The organism is Streptomyces yangpuensis (genome assembly GCF_001005295.1).
In the GTDB taxonomy this organism is placed as follows: Bacteria; Actinomycetota; Actinomycetes; order Streptomycetales; family Streptomycetaceae; genus Streptomyces; species Streptomyces yangpuensis.
In genome coordinates this window covers 67500-83195 of the sequence record NZ_LBMK01000002.1, presented here as the reverse complement: position 1 = coordinate 83195, position 15696 = coordinate 67500, and the positions used below count along the sequence as shown (strand labels likewise).

General features: G+C 71.9%; 16 protein-coding genes and 1 pseudogene. 13 read left to right on the top strand and 4 right to left on the bottom strand.

The features are described from left to right. The first annotated feature begins 148 nt into the window (after positions 1-148). The gene (locus tag AAT21_RS05780; protein ID WP_079025473.1) at positions 149-2125 is read left to right on the top strand and encodes a copper resistance CopC/CopD family protein; all 1977 of its coding nucleotides are present in this window, start codon (positions 149-151) and stop codon (positions 2123-2125) included. 85 nt (positions 2126-2210) lie between these two features. Next, positions 2211-2777 (top strand): DUF4291 domain-containing protein, encoded by a 567-nt coding sequence (locus AAT21_RS05775; protein ID WP_046775699.1) that lies wholly within the window; start codon positions 2211-2213, stop codon positions 2775-2777. Between the two features lie 59 nt (positions 2778-2836). Here AAT21_RS05775 and AAT21_RS05770 read toward each other — a convergent pair whose 3' ends face one another. Beyond that, positions 2837-4708: a glycoside hydrolase family 15 protein gene (locus AAT21_RS05770; RefSeq protein ID WP_079025472.1), complete on the bottom strand. Its 1872-nt coding sequence runs from the start codon at positions 4706-4708 to the stop codon at positions 2837-2839. A 523-nt stretch (positions 4709-5231) separates the two neighbouring features. Here AAT21_RS05770 and AAT21_RS05765 point away from each other — a divergent pair. The 3 genes from AAT21_RS05765 to AAT21_RS05755 all read left to right on the top strand — a co-directional run bounded on the left by AAT21_RS05765 (position 5232) and on the right by AAT21_RS05755 (position 7907). Beyond that, complete coding sequence (locus AAT21_RS05765) at positions 5232-6887, top strand: SulP family inorganic anion transporter (protein WP_107081275.1); 1656 nt, start codon at positions 5232-5234, stop codon at positions 6885-6887. Beyond that, on the top strand, positions 6884-7306 hold the full coding sequence (locus AAT21_RS05760) for a pyridoxamine 5'-phosphate oxidase family protein (RefSeq protein ID WP_235438695.1): 423 nt from the start codon (positions 6884-6886) through the stop codon (positions 7304-7306). The genes AAT21_RS05765 and AAT21_RS05760 overlap by 4 nt, the downstream gene beginning before the upstream one ends. A 235-nt stretch (positions 7307-7541) precedes the next feature. Beyond that, positions 7542-7907 carry an ArsR/SmtB family transcription factor gene (locus AAT21_RS05755; protein ID WP_046777065.1) on the top strand — a complete coding sequence of 122 codons (366 nt, stop codon included), beginning with the start codon at positions 7542-7544 and terminating at the stop codon, positions 7905-7907. A 101-nt stretch (positions 7908-8008) separates the two neighbouring features. Here the strand turns inward: AAT21_RS05755 and AAT21_RS05750 are convergent, their stop codons facing one another. Next, positions 8009-8188: a DUF6126 family protein gene (locus AAT21_RS05750; protein WP_046775698.1), complete on the bottom strand. Its 180-nt coding sequence runs from the start codon at positions 8186-8188 to the stop codon at positions 8009-8011. A 54-nt stretch (positions 8189-8242) separates the two neighbouring features. On the opposite strand from AAT21_RS05750, the pseudogene AAT21_RS38660 reads away from it, so the two are divergent. Continuing rightward, a pseudogene (locus AAT21_RS38660) lies at positions 8243-8407 on the top strand (transposase); the annotation flags it as partial. 18 nt (positions 8408-8425) lie between these two features. Here the strand turns inward: AAT21_RS38660 and AAT21_RS05745 are convergent. Then, positions 8426-9664 (bottom strand): GNAT family N-acetyltransferase, encoded by a 1239-nt coding sequence (locus tag AAT21_RS05745; protein WP_046777064.1) that lies wholly within the window; start codon positions 9662-9664, stop codon positions 8426-8428. Positions 9665-9963: 299 nt separating this feature from the next. Between AAT21_RS05745 and AAT21_RS05735 the strand changes: the two genes are divergently transcribed. The 7 genes from AAT21_RS05735 (at position 9964) to AAT21_RS05705 (ending at position 14813) form a co-directional block, all read left to right on the top strand. Then, positions 9964-10374, top strand: a complete 411-nt coding sequence (locus AAT21_RS05735) for a hypothetical protein (RefSeq protein WP_046775696.1) — start codon at positions 9964-9966, stop codon at positions 10372-10374. Between the two features lie 54 nt (positions 10375-10428). Then, positions 10429-11805, top strand: coding sequence for an MBL fold metallo-hydrolase (locus AAT21_RS05730; RefSeq protein WP_046775695.1), 1377 nt, complete (start codon positions 10429-10431; stop codon positions 11803-11805). A gap of 118 nt (positions 11806-11923) precedes the next feature. Next, positions 11924-12283, top strand: coding sequence for a rhodanese-like domain-containing protein (locus tag AAT21_RS36545; RefSeq protein ID WP_046775694.1), 360 nt, complete (start codon positions 11924-11926; stop codon positions 12281-12283). Then, positions 12280-13026, top strand: a complete 747-nt coding sequence (locus AAT21_RS05720) for a sulfite exporter TauE/SafE family protein (protein ID WP_046775693.1) — start codon at positions 12280-12282, stop codon at positions 13024-13026. The genes AAT21_RS36545 and AAT21_RS05720 overlap by 4 nt, the downstream gene beginning before the upstream one ends. A gap of 163 nt (positions 13027-13189) precedes the next feature. Next, a complete protein-coding gene (locus AAT21_RS05715) occupies positions 13190-13774 on the top strand; it encodes a rhodanese-like domain-containing protein (protein WP_046775692.1) in 585 nt (194 codons plus the stop codon). Positions 13775-13827: 53 nt separating this feature from the next. After that, entirely contained in the window at positions 13828-14094 is a 267-nt protein-coding gene (locus AAT21_RS05710; protein WP_046775691.1) for a metal-sensitive transcriptional regulator, read from the top strand. Between the two features lie 254 nt (positions 14095-14348). Beyond that, on the top strand, positions 14349-14813 hold the full coding sequence (locus AAT21_RS05705; protein ID WP_046775690.1) for a Crp/Fnr family transcriptional regulator: 465 nt from the start codon (positions 14349-14351) through the stop codon (positions 14811-14813). A 75-nt stretch (positions 14814-14888) separates the two neighbouring features. Here the strand turns inward: AAT21_RS05705 and AAT21_RS05700 are convergent, their stop codons facing one another. After that, entirely contained in the window at positions 14889-15575 is a 687-nt protein-coding gene (locus tag AAT21_RS05700; protein ID WP_046777063.1) for a helix-turn-helix domain-containing protein, read from the bottom strand. Between the last annotated feature and the right edge of the window lie 121 nt (positions 15576-15696).

The following is a 15696-nucleotide window of genomic DNA, read 5'->3' as shown; positions in this document are numbered from 1 at the left end:
GGCTTTAGCCGAAGTTGCGCACCCGCCCCGGTGCCCCGTCCGGCAGCACTATCGTCCACATCCCGTCGTCGGTCCCCGCCCTGCCGGAGCCGAGTCCCGGGTGGCGAGGGCCGCCCGCTCACGACCGCCACCCCGGAGCCCGCCCGTCATGCACACAGGATCACCAGCATCACCCGGATCACCGCCGTCCAGGAGGCCGCTGACCGTCCTGGTACTGGTCGCCGCCGTACTGGCCCTGCTGTTCGGCGGGGCCGCCCCCGCCCTCGCGCACACCGCGCTCAGCGGCTCCGATCCCGCCGACGGCAGCGTCCTGCAGACACCGCCCCGCCAGGTCACGCTCACCTTCACCGAGTCCATCAGCTTCCCCGACGAGGCACTGAGGGTGCTGTCACCGGCGAACGAACGCGTCAACCCCCGCCCGGCGCAGCACGCCGACGGCAAGGCGAACACGGCCCGCGTGGAGCTGTCCGGCGAACTGCCCGAGGGCACCTACACGGTGGCCTGGCGGGTCATCTCCGCCGACGGCCACCCGATCTCCGGCGCGTTCACCTTCTCGATCGGCAAGCCCTCCGAGACCGCCGCCACGGTGACCGCCGACTCGCCGGACGACACGGCGGCCGGCCGCCTCTACGGCTTCTTCCGTTACCTCTCCTACAGCGGTCTCGCCCTCCTCGTGGGAGCGGCCGCGTTCATCCTCCTGTGCTGGCCGGCGGCGGTCGCGCTGCGCCCGGTACGGCGGCTGCTCGTCGCCGGGTGGGCCACCCTGGCGGTGGCCACCGTGGCCCTGCTCCTGCTCCGCGGCCCGTACGAGGCGGCGGGCTCGCTGGCATCGGCGTTCGACCCGGCCCGGCTGGCCCGGACCGCCACCGGGAAGCCCGGAATCGCGTTCCTCGTCCGGCTCGCCCTGCTGCTCGTGGCCGCCGCCGTGATGCGCCGGCACCCGGCCGTGCGGCCCTTCCGCGAGGGCGAGGGATCCCCACCGACGGACTTCGGCATCCGGTTCCGGCTGGCCGGGACGGCGCTCGCCCTGGGCCTGGCCCTCACCTGGGCCACCGCCGAACACGCCTCCGCCGGGTTGCAGGTGCCGCTGGCCATGCCTGTGGCCGCGCTTCATCTGGTGGCCATGGGCGTCTGGTTGGGCGGCCTGATCACCCTGGTGATCGCCCTGCGGGACCGGGGGCCGGGCGGCCTCGCGCTCCCGGCGTCCGCGGTGGGCCGCTTCGCGACGCTGGCCTTCCGCGCGGTCGCCGTACTGGTCGGCACCGGGCTGTACCAGTCCTGGCGGCAGGTCGGTTCGTGGGAGGCGCTGACCGGTACCTCGTACGGCAGGACCCTCGTCGTGAAGGTCGCCGCCGTGGTCCTCGTGCTGTACGTGGCGTCGTACTCCCGCCGGGCGGCGCTCCGCCTCCTCCGGGAGCCCGTACCCGCCGACGAGGCGCAGCGGAGGCCCGAGCCCGAAGTGGTGCGCGTGGCGCAGTTGGTCGGCGCGTCCGGCCCCCGGAAGGTGACGGGCGGCAGCGGCGGCCCCGATACCGCCGCGGAAGGACGGACGGACGGCGCCGACGGCCATGGCGACGGTGACGGAGATAGCGATGGCGATGGCGACAGCGCCGGGCTCTCGCCCGCAGCGGAGTCCGAGCGGTACCGGCGCGGCCTGCGCCGTACCGTCGCGGCCGAAGCCGTACTCGGTGTGGTGGTTCTGGCGATCACGACCCTGCTGACCGGTACCCAGCCCAGCCGCGCCGCGGTCTCCGAGTCCGCCTCGGCCGCCGTCGGGCAGGAGCCGCAGGCCAAGGTGGTCACCGTACCGTTCGACATGGGGACGGCCAATCGCCGCGGCCAGGTCCAGATCACCCTGACTCCCGGCCGCGTCGGTGAGAACACGGTGGAGGCGGTGGTGTTCAGCGAGGACGGCGGCCTCGCGACCGTCCCCGAGCTTCGCCTCACGCTCACCCAGCGGGAGTCGGGCATCGGCCCCCTCGACGCCAAGCTGAAGAACCAGAAGGGGTATTGGGCCACCTACGACCTTCGGCTGCCGATGGCCGGCGAGTGGAATCTCGACATCGTGGTGCGCACGACCGAGATCGACCAGGTCACCGTGCACGGGACCGTACGCATCACGTAGCCGCCGCGGCTGCCCGGCCGCTCGGGCGCCCCGGCCCGCGGAAACCGTTGGCGGCACCGGCCGGGCGGGTGACAGGGTGCGGTGCATGACGCCGCAGTACCAGATCCGCGCCGACTACGATGCCCGCACCATCGTGGTCTACCAGGCGTATGCGGACGTGATCGCCGATGCCGCGCTGTGCGCGGGACGTTTCGTCCCGCCGTTCTCGTTCCAGCGGATGACGTGGATCAAGCCCTCCTTCCTGTGGCTGATGCATCGCAGCAACTGGGCGCGCAAGCCGGGGCAGGAGCGTGTCCTCGCCGTGCGGATGACGCGAGAGGGCTGGGAAGAGGCTCTTGCCCGGTCCGTACGGACGACCGCGGACCCGAGGGCGGTGGCCCAGGCCGCCGTGCACCTCCAGTGGGATCCCGAGCGCTCGGTGCGCGGTGCGGCCCTGAACCACTACAGCATCCAGGTCGGCATCGGCCGCCACCTGATCCGCACGTTCGCCGAGGACTGGGTCGTCGGTATCACGGACCTCACCCCGCAGGTCCGCAAGGCCGCGGCGCTCGTCCGCAGCGGACGCACCGCCCAGGCCCAGCGCCTCCTGCCCACGGAGCGCGTCTACCCCACCCCCGGCAGCCTGGGAGCGCACCTCTCCCCGACGCGGTGAGCCGGGCGGGCGGGGCGGGGTGAGTTCGTGCGCCGTCCGGTTCCGCGCGCACGCTCGACTCAGCCCAGGGCGCGGTCGAGGTTGAAGGCGGCGCTGATCAGCGAGAGGTGGGTGAACGCCTGCGGGAAGTTGCCGAGTTGCTCCCCGCTGCGGCCGATCTCCTCCGCGTAGAGGCCTACGTGATTGGCGTAGGTGAGCATCTTCTCGAAGGCCAGCCGGGCTTCTTCCAGGCGTCCGGCGCGGGTGAGCGCCTCGACGTACCAGAAGGAGCAGATCGAGAACGTGCCCTCGGAGCCGCGCAGACCGTCCGGGCTCGCCCCGGGGTCGTAGCGGTAGACCAGCGAGTCGGAGACCAGTTCGGTGGTCAGCGCGTCGAGGGTCGAGAGCCACTTGGGGTCGGTGGGTGCGATGAACTTGGCCATCGGCATCATCAGTACGGAGGCGTCGAGCACGTCGTCGCCCAGTCCCTGGACGAACGCTCCGCGCTCGGCCGACCAGCCTTCCCGCATGATCTTCCGGTAGATCGCGTCCCGGTTCCGCTGCCAGCGCGGCAGATCGGCGGGCAGGCCGCGCCGGTTGGCCATCCGGATGGCCCGTTCGATAGCCACCCAGCACATCAGGCGTGAGTAGACGAAGTCCTTCCGGCCTCCCCTGGTCTCCCAGACGCCCTCGTCGGGCTGGTCCCAGTTGTCGCAGAGCCAGTCCACCACGACGCCGACCTCGTCCCAGTGGTCGCTGCTGATGGGCCGCCCCCACTTGTCGTACAGGTAGACGGAGTCGATCAGCGCTCCGTAGATGTCCAGTTGGAGCTGGCCGGTGGCGGCGTTGCCGACCCGCACCGGAGCGGATCCGAGGTATCCCTCCAGGTGGGAGAGCTCGACCTCGGGCAGGTCACGGCGCCCGTCGATGCCGTACATGATCTGTAGGGGGCCGGCGGGGCCGGCGCCCGGTGCGATGCACCGTTCGGACAGGAAGCCCATGAACGCCTCGGCCTCCGAGGTGAAGCCGAGCCGGAGCATGGCGTAGACGCAGAAGGCGGCGTCGCGGACCCACACGTAGCGGTAGTCCCAGTTGCGTTCACCGCCGACCCGCTCGGGAAGGCTCGTCGTCGGTGCGGCGACGATCGCACCGGTCGGCACGTAGGTGAGCAGCTTCAGGGTCAGGGCGGAACGGTTCACCATCTCCCGCCACCGGCCGCGGTACCGGGAGCGGCTCAGCCAGCGCGACCAGAACCGGACGGTCGCCTCGAACTGCTCCTGCGCCTCGGCACGCGGACAGGCCTGCGGGTGCACGCCGTCACCGATCTGGTCGAGGGCGAACACCACGGACTCGCCTTCGAGGAGTTTGAAGTGCGACCACACGTCCGTTCCGTCGGTTTCGAGCGGCGCGGTGGAGGTCAGCGCCAGGGAGATCGACTGGCACGTGAAGACGGCCTCGTGGGCCTGCGCGTGCACGGTGTGCGCTTCGGTGCCGTAGCCGAAACGGGGAGCGACCCTCGCTCGGAACGGAAGGGTGCCGCGTACGCAGACCACCCGCCGGATCAGCCGGTGCCGGGCCGCTTCGCGCGACTCGTCCGCGACCGGCATGAAGTCCTGGATCTCCGCGACCCCGTCGGCCGCGTAGAACCGGGTGATCAGCACGTTGGTGTCGGGGAAGTAGAACTGGCGTGTCCGCGCCGGCACCTCGGCGGCAAGCTCCCACGATCCACCCCGGTCGGCGTCGAGGATCGACGCGAACACGCTCGGGGCGTCGAAGCGCGGACAGCAGTACCAGTCGATCGTGCCGTTCGTGCCCACGAGCGCGGCGGTCCGGAGATCGCCGATCAGGCCGTGCTCGGAGATCGGCAGATAGCGCGAGCCGTCCGCGTCGCCGCCGAATCCGTTGCCGAATCCGTTCCCGAATGCGTTCTCGGATCCGTTCGCGAAGTCCATACCGGCCTCCCTGCCGCCCCTACCGTCTGGCCGCGGGTGGACGCGGGTAGCTGCGGGGAGCGAGAAAACGTCGCTTTTCATGGTAAATCGCCCCCGGATGTCCGCGCAGCGGGCACCGCTGGGGGCGGCTCGCGCGGGCCGGCCGGAGGACACCTCCGACGGAAAACCCGTACCCCGGTACAGGTGGCACGCCCTGACCCGGTCCCTGACCCCGGACCCAGCCCGGCATCCCGACCTCCCGGCATCTACGAATTGCAGAAATCTGCAATTTCATAGATGCTGATACTGCTGTGACCGTGGGGCAGTCGCGGGCACAGCGCCAGGCATGAGCGCCCCGCTCGGGGCGGTGAGAAGGGTGCGAGACAGTGCCGGTTCCCGACCGGGCAGAGCGAACTGAGCGAACCGAGCGAACTCCCGGAACCGCGCGAGTCGCGAGGGCGGCCTCGTGACCGTGACCGCTTTCCTGGCGTCCGCGCTCGGGCGGGTGCGCTCCGTGCTCCCGGCCCGGGCGGACTTCACGGCGATGGGCCGCAGCCCGCGCCAGGACCTCCTGGCCGGACTGACCGTGGCGATCGTCGCCCTCCCCCTCGCGCTCGGCTTCGGCGTCTCCTCCGGGCTCGGCGCCGAGGCGGGACTCGCCACCGCCGTGGTCGCCGGAGCGCTCGCCGCGCTGCTGGGCGGGTCGAACCTCCAGGTGTCCGGCCCGACCGGTGCCATGACCGTGGTCCTGGTGCCGATCGTCGCCCGGTACGGGCCCGGCGGCGTCCTGACCGTAGGCGTGATGGCCGGCGTGATCCTGATCGGTCTCGCCCTGCTGCGGGCCGGCCGGTCCATGCGGTACGTACCGGCGCCGGTGGTGGAGGGGTTCACCCTCGGGATCGCCTGCGTGATCGGCCTCCAGCAGATTCCCAACGCACTCGGGGTCGACAAGCCCGAGGGCGAGAAAGTCGTAGTGGTGGCGTGGCGGGCGCTGCTGGACAGCGTGGCGTCCCCGAACTGGACCGCGATCGCAATCTCGGCGGGCGTCGCGGCAGCGATGCTGGCGGGCGCCCGGTGGAAGCCGACGATCCCGTTCTCGATCGTCGCGGTGATCGCGGCCACCGTGCTCACCCAGGTCTTCCACCTCGACGCGGCGGCCCCGATCGGCGACCTGCCGTCCGGGCTGCCGGCCCCCTCCCTGGCCTTCCTCGACGCCTCCGCCCTCGGCTCACTGCTCGCCCCGGCGGTCGCGGTCGCGGCACTCGCCGCGCTGGAGTCCCTGCTGTCGGCGACGGTCGCGGACGGGATGACGGTGGGGCAGCAGCACGACCCGGACAAGGAACTGTTCGGGCAGGGCATCGCCAACCTGGCCGCCCCGCTGTTCGGCGGTGTTCCCGCCACCGCCGCCATCGCGCGCACCGCTGTCAACGTCCGTACCGGTGCCTCGTCCCGTCTCGCCGCACTCACCCATGCCGCCGTGCTCGCGGTGGTCGTGTTCGCCGCGGCGCCCCTGGTCTCGACGATCCCCCTCGCGGCGCTGGCCGGCGTACTGCTGGCGACGGCGATCCGCATGGTGGAGGTCGGCTCCCTGCGCGCGATGGCGAAGGCGACCCGCTCCGACGCGGCCGTCCTCGTCCTCACCGCCGCGGCCACCCTGGCCCTCGACCTCGTCTACGCGGTGATCATCGGTCTGGTCGTCGCGGGCGCCCTCGCCCTGAAGGCGGTGGCGGGTCAGGCCCGTATGGAACAGGTCGACTTCCGGCCGGACCTGCCCGGCGAGCACAGCGACGAGGAGCACGCCCTGCTGGCCGAGCACATCGTCGCGTACCGCATCGACGGACCCCTCTTCTTCGCCGGTGCCCATCGCTTCCTCCTCGAACTCTCCGAGGTCTGTGACGTCAGGGTGGTCATCCTGCGCATGTCGAGGGTGACGACCCTCGACGCCACCGGCGCGCTGGTCCTCAAGGACGCGGTGGAGAAGCTGAACCGGCGCGGCATCGCCGTCCTCGCCTCCGGCATCAGGCCCGGCCAGCGGCAGGCCCTCGACGCGGTCGGGGCTCTGGAGCTGCTGCGCCCGGAGGGCCGTGAGTACGCGACCACTCCGGAGGCGATCGCCGGCGCCCGCAAACACCTGGAGCGGGCGGGCCTGCTCCCGCCCCCCGCACATCGACCGCACCGTATCCGGAAGGCCGCACGATGACCGTCTCCGCCGAACGCCGCATGATCGAGGTTTCCGGCACCGAGGCCCTGTGGCTCCTCGAAGGCTCCGCACAGGGCCGGCTCGTCTTCGTCCAGCGGGACCTGGCCGTCGTCCGGCCCGCCGTCCACGTGATGGAGTACGGACGCCTCGTCGTGCGTGCCCCTGTACAAGCCGCGGCCGTTCCCGGCCGGGCGCTGCTGACCTACCAGGTGGACGAGATTCTCGGTACGGCCGGGACGGGCTGGACGGTCAGCGCCCATGGCCCGGCGGACGTCGTCTCGGACCCGGACGAGGCCGCCCACTACCGGCGCACCCTTCCCGGATGGGCCCACGGCCCGCACGACACCCTGCTGCGCCTGCACGTGCATCAGGTGTCAGGATTCCGCCTGGCGCGCACCACGACGGGTGCGGGCCGTTAGCGAAACGAGCCGTCAGGGGTGCGGGACGGGAGGGGGCCGGGGCGGTGAGTGTGCGGGGCCGGGCCGGTAGGGGGCGGGCCGAGGCGGTGCCCGGACGGCCCGTGTCGGCGGGCCGAACGTCACACGGGGCGGCCTGCGCGTCCCGCGAGTTGCAGGGATCTGCAATTGTTGAGGTCACAGGTGTGAGGAGGGGCGAACGGAAGCCCCTACGAAGGAGCGGTTCCGGGTGGACGAGATGGACAGACACGGCAAGGCCACGCAGGCGAGCACGCCGCTGTACCAGCTGAAGTCGGAGTTCTTCAAGACGCTGGGGCACCCGGTCCGCATCCGCGTGCTGGAACTCCTGTCCGTACGCGAACACGCGGTCGCCGAGATGCTGCCGGAGGTCGGGGTGGAGGCCGCGAGCCTCTCCCAGCAGTTGGCCGTCCTGCGCCGGGCCAACCTGGTAGTCACCCGCCGGGAGGGCTCGAACGTGTACTACTCGCTCATCGACTCGCAGATCGCCGAACTGCTGAGGGTCGCCCGCGGCATCCTTTCCGGCGTCCTGGAGGGCCAGGCCGAACTCCTGGCAGACCTCCGCGCGAGCCGCCCCACCCAGTAGACGGTGTGCTCACCGCCGAGGGCGATGGCCGGCGTCGCGCTGCCGGCGGCGAGGCTGACTCCGGCAAGGAGGGCGGTGATGACCGGCAGGGTGCGGCCCGGTCACTTCTGCGCGTGCTGGCCCAGGTAGAACAGCAGCCAGACGAACCCGGCGAACACGTGCGTGCCGAAGATGTAGAAGAAGGCGCGCAGCGCGACGCCCTTCTCCTTCCACCTCTCCTGGTTCGACTCGTCCGACTGGTTGGACGGGGAGGGATTCGACTCAGATTTTACAAATTGCATAATCCTGCAAGTGTATCGGATGCCGGATGCGGCCGCGAGCGGCCAGCTGCCCGAGCGGGTGGCCACGCACTGGGCGAGAGCAGGTGGGGCGTCGAGCGGACCTTCGCCTGGCTCCACCCGTTCAGACGCCTGCGGACCCGGTACGCGATAGGAGCCGACCTCCACCACGGACCGGTCCAACTCGCCTGCAGCATCAGGCGCTTGAGACGACTCCGAACCTCATTCCGAAATGATCGGTCAGTACGGAAGGTAGTAGCTGAGTACGTCGGCCGTGAGGCGGGGGAACAGCGTCCGGAACAGTTCCTCGTCCGCCGCGTAGACGTCCGGGCGGAACCGGGTCAGGCCCTCGAATCCGTGCGGGCCGAACAGCAGGGGGGCCAGGTGGTCGGGGGCCACCCCTGCACCTCCCACAACCCCGGGCGACTGCATCACGCCGCCGGTGACGACCTCACCGAGCCCGTCGGCGAGAACCGGGATCCGGTGGTGGGCGCCGAAGGTGGAGATGACGATGTCCCGGCCGGTCCGGTCGATCCCGGCCGCGGTCAGACGCTGCCGGAGCAGCGGACGCAGCCGGTCGAGCAGCACCGCGACGTCCGGGATGCGGATGTAGTACTGCTCCGCGCTCCGCCGCGGTTCGTGGTCGAGGAACTCCTGCCAGGCGTTACCGGTCACGGTGCCGGCTCGATGGACGACCTGCAGCCCCTTCCCCGCTGCCAGGACGCCGACTGCGCTCAGCAGTTCCCGCGCCGCCGACTCGTCGCGTGCCGCGGCCTCGGCCAGGAGCATCTCCTCACCGGGAGGTGTGGTGCGCGCCGTCGCGATGACCGTGCCGGCCTGCTCGAGAACCACGAGGTTGCTCGACTCGTGGTCCAGGAGCCAGCGCCAGCACGCCGCCGAGTGCGGCATGGTCACGTCGAACCCGCTCTGGGCCGAGGCCTGCAGGGCGGCCATGGCCGGGATGTCGGAGGGCCGGGCGGCCCGCAGCGTGGAGTTTCCGTCACCGGGCAGCGGCAGCGGCAGGGCGTTCACGTTCAGCGCCTGCGGTATGTCGATGGCGTACTCGTAGCCGAACAGCCGGTAGAAGTAGGGGATTCCGATCATCGCCTGAACAACGTGGCCACGGGCGGCGGAACGGTCGTGGGCCCAGTGCATCAACGCCCTGACGAGGCCGCGTCCCTCGTACGCGGCCTCGGTGGCGACCAGTTCCACCTGGCCGGCGGGCAGGCGGACTCCCCCGATGCACACCTCCTCGTCGAGGAGTGTCGCGGTGGACACCACCCGGTCGCCGTCGACGACCACGGCGCAGGCGGACAGGCCCGCGTCGGGGTCGGTGACGGCCAGCCGGTGGTCGACGGCGTCGTCCGGCTCCCCCCGCGCAGACAGGAGTGCGCCGATCTGGTCGAGATCCGCGGGCCTCGCCTGACGCAGGACAAGGCCGCCGGCCAAGGAGACAACCGCCGAATCGTTTTTGATCATGGTCACGGGCAGACAGTGGCAGTACTCCGCCGTCCCGTCCAACCGGTTTTCCGCGACTCGTCGTTCACGCCGACGGCGCAGGAGGTTCCTGGGCGAGAATCCGGGCCGCGGCGAACTCCTCGTGCCAGGCCTCGTCGGCCACCTCCGGGTAACCGTACGCGTCCTCGCCGACCGGGACCCGCAGCGGAAGTGGGCCCCTCGGCCCCGACGACTCCCAGGACCCCCGCGGCGAAGTCCTCGGGGCGACCGGTCTCCGGGTTGTCCGCCAGGCCACCCAGGCGGTACCCGCCCTCGCGATCGTGGCCCTCACCGCGTTCCTCGGGTCCCTGCTGCGCTCGGCGTCGACCGCGGCCACCGGGGCGCTGGAGCCGAAGGTGCAGCGGGTCGCCACGGAGCAGTACCTGGGGCTGGTGCACCGTACGGAGCTCTCGGCGATCGAGGACGACGAGTTCCACCGGCTGCTGGACGCGGCCCGGTACGGCGCGGACTCCGCCCGACGCATGATCCGCTACTGCACCAACACCCTGAACGCGGCGGTGTCCCTGATCGCCGCAGCCGGCGTGCTGACCTTCCTCTACCTCCTGGCCGGTCCATCCCGCTTCGGTCAGCTCCCGTACGAGCGCCTGGCGCAAGCGCGCCGCGGCACGCGGCTCGCCGCATGCTCACCCACCGTTACCCGTCATCACCAAAGATACCCCCAGGGGTATTAGTGCTACGCTCGAGACATACCCCCGGGGGTAATTCTCACGAGTAGGAGCGACAGCGTGTTCTTCATCGACACCCTTGATCTGGAAGGGCTCGGCAACCGCAGCTACCTGGCAGGCGGCGCCCGCACGGCCGTGGCGGTGGATCCGCCGCGCGACATCGACCAGGTACTCGCCGCTGCCGCCCGGCGCGGGGTGCGGATCTCGCACGTCGTGGAGACCCACGTCCACAACGACTACGTCTCCGGCGGCCAGGACCTGGCACGCCTCACCGGCGCGGCCCACCACGTACCCGCCGCGGCCCGGGTGTCCTTCGCCCGCACCCCTGTCCGGGACGGCGACACCTTCACCGTGGACGAGGGGATCACGCTGCGGGCCCTGGCCACTCCCGGCCACACCCCCCACCACACCTCCTACGTGCTGGAGGAGGAGGGGGCGGCCGTTGCCGTGTTCACCGGGGGTTCCCTGCTGATCGGAACGGTGGGACGGCCGGACCTGGTCGAGCCCCGCCTGACCGAGGAACTGGCCCGCGCCCAGCACGCCTCCGCGCACCGGCTGGCCGCCGAACTGCCGGACGACACCGAGGTCCTGCCCACCCACGGGTTCGGCAGCTTCTGCTCCTCCGCCCAGGCCGACGGGGACGCCACCACCATCGGCAAGGAGAAGTCGGGCAACGACGCCCTCGTCCAGGACGTCGACGCCTTCGTCGCCGCCCTGCTGGCCGGGCTCGACGACGTGCCCGCCTACTACGCCCACATGGGCCCGACGAACGCCGCGGGGCCGGCTCCGGTCGACCTCACCGCACCTCCTGTGGCGGACGCCGCCGACATCGCCGCCCGCCTGGCCGCCGGGGAGTGGGTGGTCGATCTGCGCAACCGCATCGCGTTCGCCCAGGGGCACGTGGCAGGTTCGTTCAACTTCGAGGCCGACGGGAAGTTGGCGACATACCTGGCGTGGCTGATCCCCTGGGGCAAGCCCGTCACGCTCCTCGCGGAGTCCCCCGAGCAACTGGCGAAGGCCCAGCGGGAACTCGCCCGGGTCGGGATCGACCGCCCCGCCGCCGCTGCCACCGGTGATCCCGCCGAATGGATCGCCGCACACGCAGAGCTGCGCAGTTTTCCGCGGGCCACGTTCGCCGACCTCGCGGCCCCGGACCCCGGCGGCCACCGGATCGTGCTGGACGTACGACGGGACTCCGAACGCGCGGACGGCTGGATCGAGGACTCGGTGCACATCCCGGTCCACGAGCTCCACCGACGCCAGGGCGAACTCCCGGCCGGGGTCGTGTGGGTCCACTGCGCGGGCGGAATGCGCGCCGGGATCGCCGCCTCCCTGCTCGACGCCGCCGGACGTGACGTCGTGGCCGTCGACGACTCCTTCGACGCAGCCCGCAGCGCGGGGCTCCCCGTCGTCGCCGGACCCGGGTCACAGAGCTGACGACCGTCCGACGCACCACCCCGTCCCTCCGCCCCGGCCCTCCGCCCCATCCCATCCCCACCTTCCGATCCCCCGCCCCATCCCTCCGCCCCGATCCTGACGAGAGAAGGACCCGACCGTGTTCCTCTTCCGACGCGGCCCCGCCCGTGTGACCCCGGCCGATGCCCACCTGCGTACCCGTGACGAGGGCGCCGTCCTGCTCGACGTACGCGAGCCCGCGGAATGGGCCGCCGGCCACGCACCCGGCGCCGTACACGCACCGCTCTCCGCCCTGCTGACCGGAGCCGCCCTGCCCCCGGCGGCCCAGGGGCGGCCGCTGATGGTGATCTGCCGCTCCGGGCACCGGTCCCAGCGGGCCGCGAAACTCCTGACCGGACGGGGAGCGACGGCCGTCGACGTCAAGGGCGGCATGAACGCCTGGGCCGCAGCGGGACTGCCCGTCGTCGACGACCGCGGGAACAGCGGCTCGACAGCGTGAACACGCTCGTCCTCGCCCTGATCGCGGGAGCCGTCGTCGGTCTGGCACTCGGCGCGCTCGGGGGCGGCGGCAGCGTGCTCACGGTCCCGGCACTGATCTATCTGCTCGACTTCACCCCGGCCGCGGCCACCACCGCGTCGCTGATCATCGTCACCGTCACGTCCGCCACCTCCCTCTACTCCCATGCGGCATCTGGCCACGTCCGCTGGAGAACGGGCCTGCTCTTCGCAGCCGCCGGCCTCCCAGCTGCCCTGGCAGCGGCCGCCCTGGCCGCACGACTGTCCGGACAGCTGCTCACCGTCGCCTTTGCGGTCGTCGCCGGACTCGCCGCCGTGCGCATGCTCACGTCACGCGCGTACGAGGACGGGTCCCGCCCGGTGCGCCCCGTACGGGCTGCCGGAGCCGGCGCGGGCCTGGGCGCGGTCACCGGGTTCCTGGGCGTCGGCGGCGGATTCCTCGCCGTCCCCGCCCTCGTAGGAGTGCTGGGCCTGAGGATGCGGGCGGCCATCGGGACGAGTCTGCTCGTCATCACCCTCAACTCGCTCGCCGCGCTCACCGTCCGTGCCGGCGGCGCCACGCCCCTGGACTGGGCGGTCGTCGCGCCCTTCACCGGGGCGGCGGTCCTCGGCGCCTGGGACGGAAAGCGCCTGTCCGCCGCCGTCACCGGCCCGGCCCTGCAACGGATCTTCGCCGTCGTGCTGCTGTGCGTCGCTGCCTTCATGCTCGCCGACACGATCCACTGACACCATCCGCTGACACGACCACTGGCAGCGGCGGGTCCTCGGATCGCCGCCGCCCGGTGTCCGGCACCCGGGGTCCGCCCGGGGAACCACCGACACCACCGACACCCCCGACGCCCCCGGCCTCCGCTACATCCCCGACACCCCCACCAGGAGACAGTCCGCCATGACCACCCCCCACGCCCTCAGCCCCGCACAGGCCCTCCCCCGCCTGCGCGACCTCATCGTCCTCGACGTCCGCACTCCCGGCGAATACGCCACCGGTCACCTGCCCGGCGCGCTGAACATCCCGCTCGATCATCTCTCCCGCGCCCTCCCCGCCATCCGCCACGCCGCCGACCACGGCGACATCCTGGTCGTCTGCGCGTCCGGAGCACGCTCCGGCGCCGCCCGTACGACGCTCGCCGAGCACGGCGTCGACACCGCCACCCTCACCGGGGGCACCGGCGCCTGGGCCGCCGCGGGACACGACCTCCACCGCCCCGAGCAGACCTCGGGCCGCACGTGGACCATGGAACGCCAGGTCCGCCTGACCGCCGGCGCGCTCGTCCTCGCGGGCCTCGGGCTCGGCCGGTTCCACCCCGCCTTCCGGCTGGTCTCCGCCGGCGTCGCCGGCGGCCTGGCCTTCTCCGCCCTCACCGACACCTGCGCAATGGCCGCCCTGCTCGCCAGGCTTCCCCACAACCGTCCACGGCCCGGCGACTTCGATGCCGCCCTCGCGGCCCTCCTCGATCAGCAGCGCCGGAGGTGAATACCCCCTGGGGTACCATGGGGATGGACAGCACACCCAGCAGGAGGTACCCGGTGAAGGTCGACGACGACGCGGTCAGCTCGGTCCTCAACCGGCTGCGCCGCGCCCAGGGGCAGCTCGCCGGCGTCATCGCGATGATCGAGGCCGGCCGGGACTGCAAGGACGTCGTCACCCAGCTCGCAGCCGTCTCCAAGGCACTCGACCGCGCCGGATTCAAGATCGTCGCCAGCGGCATGCGCCAGTGCATGAACAACGCCGACGAGACCCAGGCGCCCATGACCGAGGAAGAACTCGAAAAGCTCTTCCTCGCCCTCGCCTGACGCGTTTCCTTCTCCCGACACCCATCGAGCGCCAGGAGCGCGCGCACGGGCAGGGCCCTGTGGGTCACGGCGAAGGTCCGATCGGCCCCGTGGCGGGAGGTGTGCACGAGTTGTCGAGCCGACCGGATCCGCGACATGCGCGGGCCGGTCCCGTGCAGCCAGGGCCGTTCGGGCCCGGGTGGGGACCACAGGGCCCATGCGCGGGGCATACCGGCACGCCGAGACTGGAGGCGGACTCGCATCGGAGGTCGTCGATGAGCACCCCGTCACCCACCCGTTTCGCCATGGCACTGCCCGCGGACTGCCGCACCCGCCTGATGGAGATGGCCCAGGAGGTCAACTTCGACGAAGGAACGCGCCTGTTCCGCGAGGGCGGCCACGCCGACAGGTTCTGGATCGTCCGGTCCGGGACCGTCACTCTGGACGTCCATGTGCCCGGCCGTCGCGCGGCGGTCGTCGAAAGCCTCGGTCCCGGCGAACTCGTCGGCTGTTCCTGGCTGTTCAAGCCGTACGCCTGGCGGCTGGGCGCGGAGGCGATGACTCCTGTGCGCGCGTACGAGTTCGACGCCGGGAGCGTCCGGATGCTGATGGATTCCGATCCCGTCTTCGGTTCCGCCGTCGGACACTGGGTCGGGCAGGTCCTCGCCCACCGGCTGCAGGCCACCCGGACCCGACTGCTCGACCTGTACGCGCCGTACGGCAGCGGCAGCTTCCTGTGACATCACCCGCACCACACCGCACGTACGTCCCAGCGCACGTACGTCACCGGTCCCGTATGTCACCGGTCACGTCACTCACCAGTCGTGGGCCACGCGACGGCCGGTGACCCGGGCGGGGGCGAGCCGCATCCACTGATCGCGGTCCCCGCCGGCCCAGGGGCCGGAACGGGCGGTAGCGTTCAGATGCCGGAGTGCCTCCGGGTCGGTGACCCCTTCCAGGGTGCCGACGGCCAGGACGCTCCAGCCGCTCGCGGTCACGTCGTCGATGTGGTCGATCTCGAATGCGGCTTCTGTCCCCGCCGACCTCCCGACGACGGACACCGCGGAGGTGCGGAAGGCGATGCCGGTTCCCGCCATCAGGTAGTTGACGGGCAGCACCACCGGCCCTTCGGCAGTGACGACCGCGATGCGGCCCACCCCATGGGTGCCCAGCAGGTCCCGGCACTCGGACTCGCCCAGCGGCACCAGGGCGGCGCCCCGACGGGCCGTGGAACGGCCGGGAACCCGCCCGGCGCTCGCGCCGGTCAGGTCGTCCACCCTGACGCCGAGGACGTCGGCGAGCCGCACCAGGGTGCCGATGGAGGGCGAGGCCGCATGCTCCTCCAGGTAGGCGATGTAGTTGCCGTCGGCACCGCACCTGCGGCCCAGCTCGGCGCGGCTCAGACCGAGAGCCTCACGACGGGCTGCCAGGCGACGGCCCAGGTCGGTCCGCCGGGACGTCCCCGCGGGCGTCTCGGGCTGGATGGGCGGGGTCCTCTTCATCGTGATCACTGCTCCTGAGCGGGCACGGACGGCTTGCCCCGCCGAGCTCGACGACCGTGCCGGCGGTGTGGTGGCCGAGTACGCCCTCTCCTGAGGACGGCGGGGCGGCCCGGCGCGGCCT

Excerpts from the sequence above, each read along its gene's own strand:
- AAT21_RS05780 (WP_079025473.1), top strand. The coding sequence starts at position 149 with ATGCACACAGGATCACCAGCATCACCCGGATCACCGCCGTCCAGGAGG.
- AAT21_RS05775 (WP_046775699.1), top strand. The coding sequence starts at position 2,211 with ATGACGCCGCAGTACCAGATCCGCGCCGACTACGATGCCCGCACCATC.
- AAT21_RS05770 (WP_079025472.1), bottom strand. The coding sequence starts at position 4,708 with ATGGACTTCGCGAACGGATCCGAGAACGCATTCGGGAACGGATTCGGC.
- AAT21_RS05765 (WP_107081275.1), top strand. The coding sequence starts at position 5,232 with ATGGGCCGCAGCCCGCGCCAGGACCTCCTGGCCGGACTGACCGTGGCG.
- AAT21_RS05760 (WP_235438695.1), top strand. The coding sequence starts at position 6,884 with ATGACCGTCTCCGCCGAACGCCGCATGATCGAGGTTTCCGGCACCGAG.
- AAT21_RS05755 (WP_046777065.1), top strand. The coding sequence starts at position 7,542 with ATGGACAGACACGGCAAGGCCACGCAGGCGAGCACGCCGCTGTACCAG.
- AAT21_RS05750 (WP_046775698.1), bottom strand. The coding sequence starts at position 8,188 with ATGCAATTTGTAAAATCTGAGTCGAATCCCTCCCCGTCCAACCAGTCG.
- AAT21_RS05745 (WP_046777064.1), bottom strand. The coding sequence starts at position 9,664 with ATGATCAAAAACGATTCGGCGGTTGTCTCCTTGGCCGGCGGCCTTGTC.
- AAT21_RS05715 (WP_046775692.1), top strand. The coding sequence starts at position 13,190 with ATGACCACCCCCCACGCCCTCAGCCCCGCACAGGCCCTCCCCCGCCTG.
- AAT21_RS05705 (WP_046775690.1), top strand. The coding sequence starts at position 14,349 with ATGAGCACCCCGTCACCCACCCGTTTCGCCATGGCACTGCCCGCGGAC.
- AAT21_RS05700 (WP_046777063.1), bottom strand. The coding sequence starts at position 15,575 with ATGAAGAGGACCCCGCCCATCCAGCCCGAGACGCCCGCGGGGACGTCC.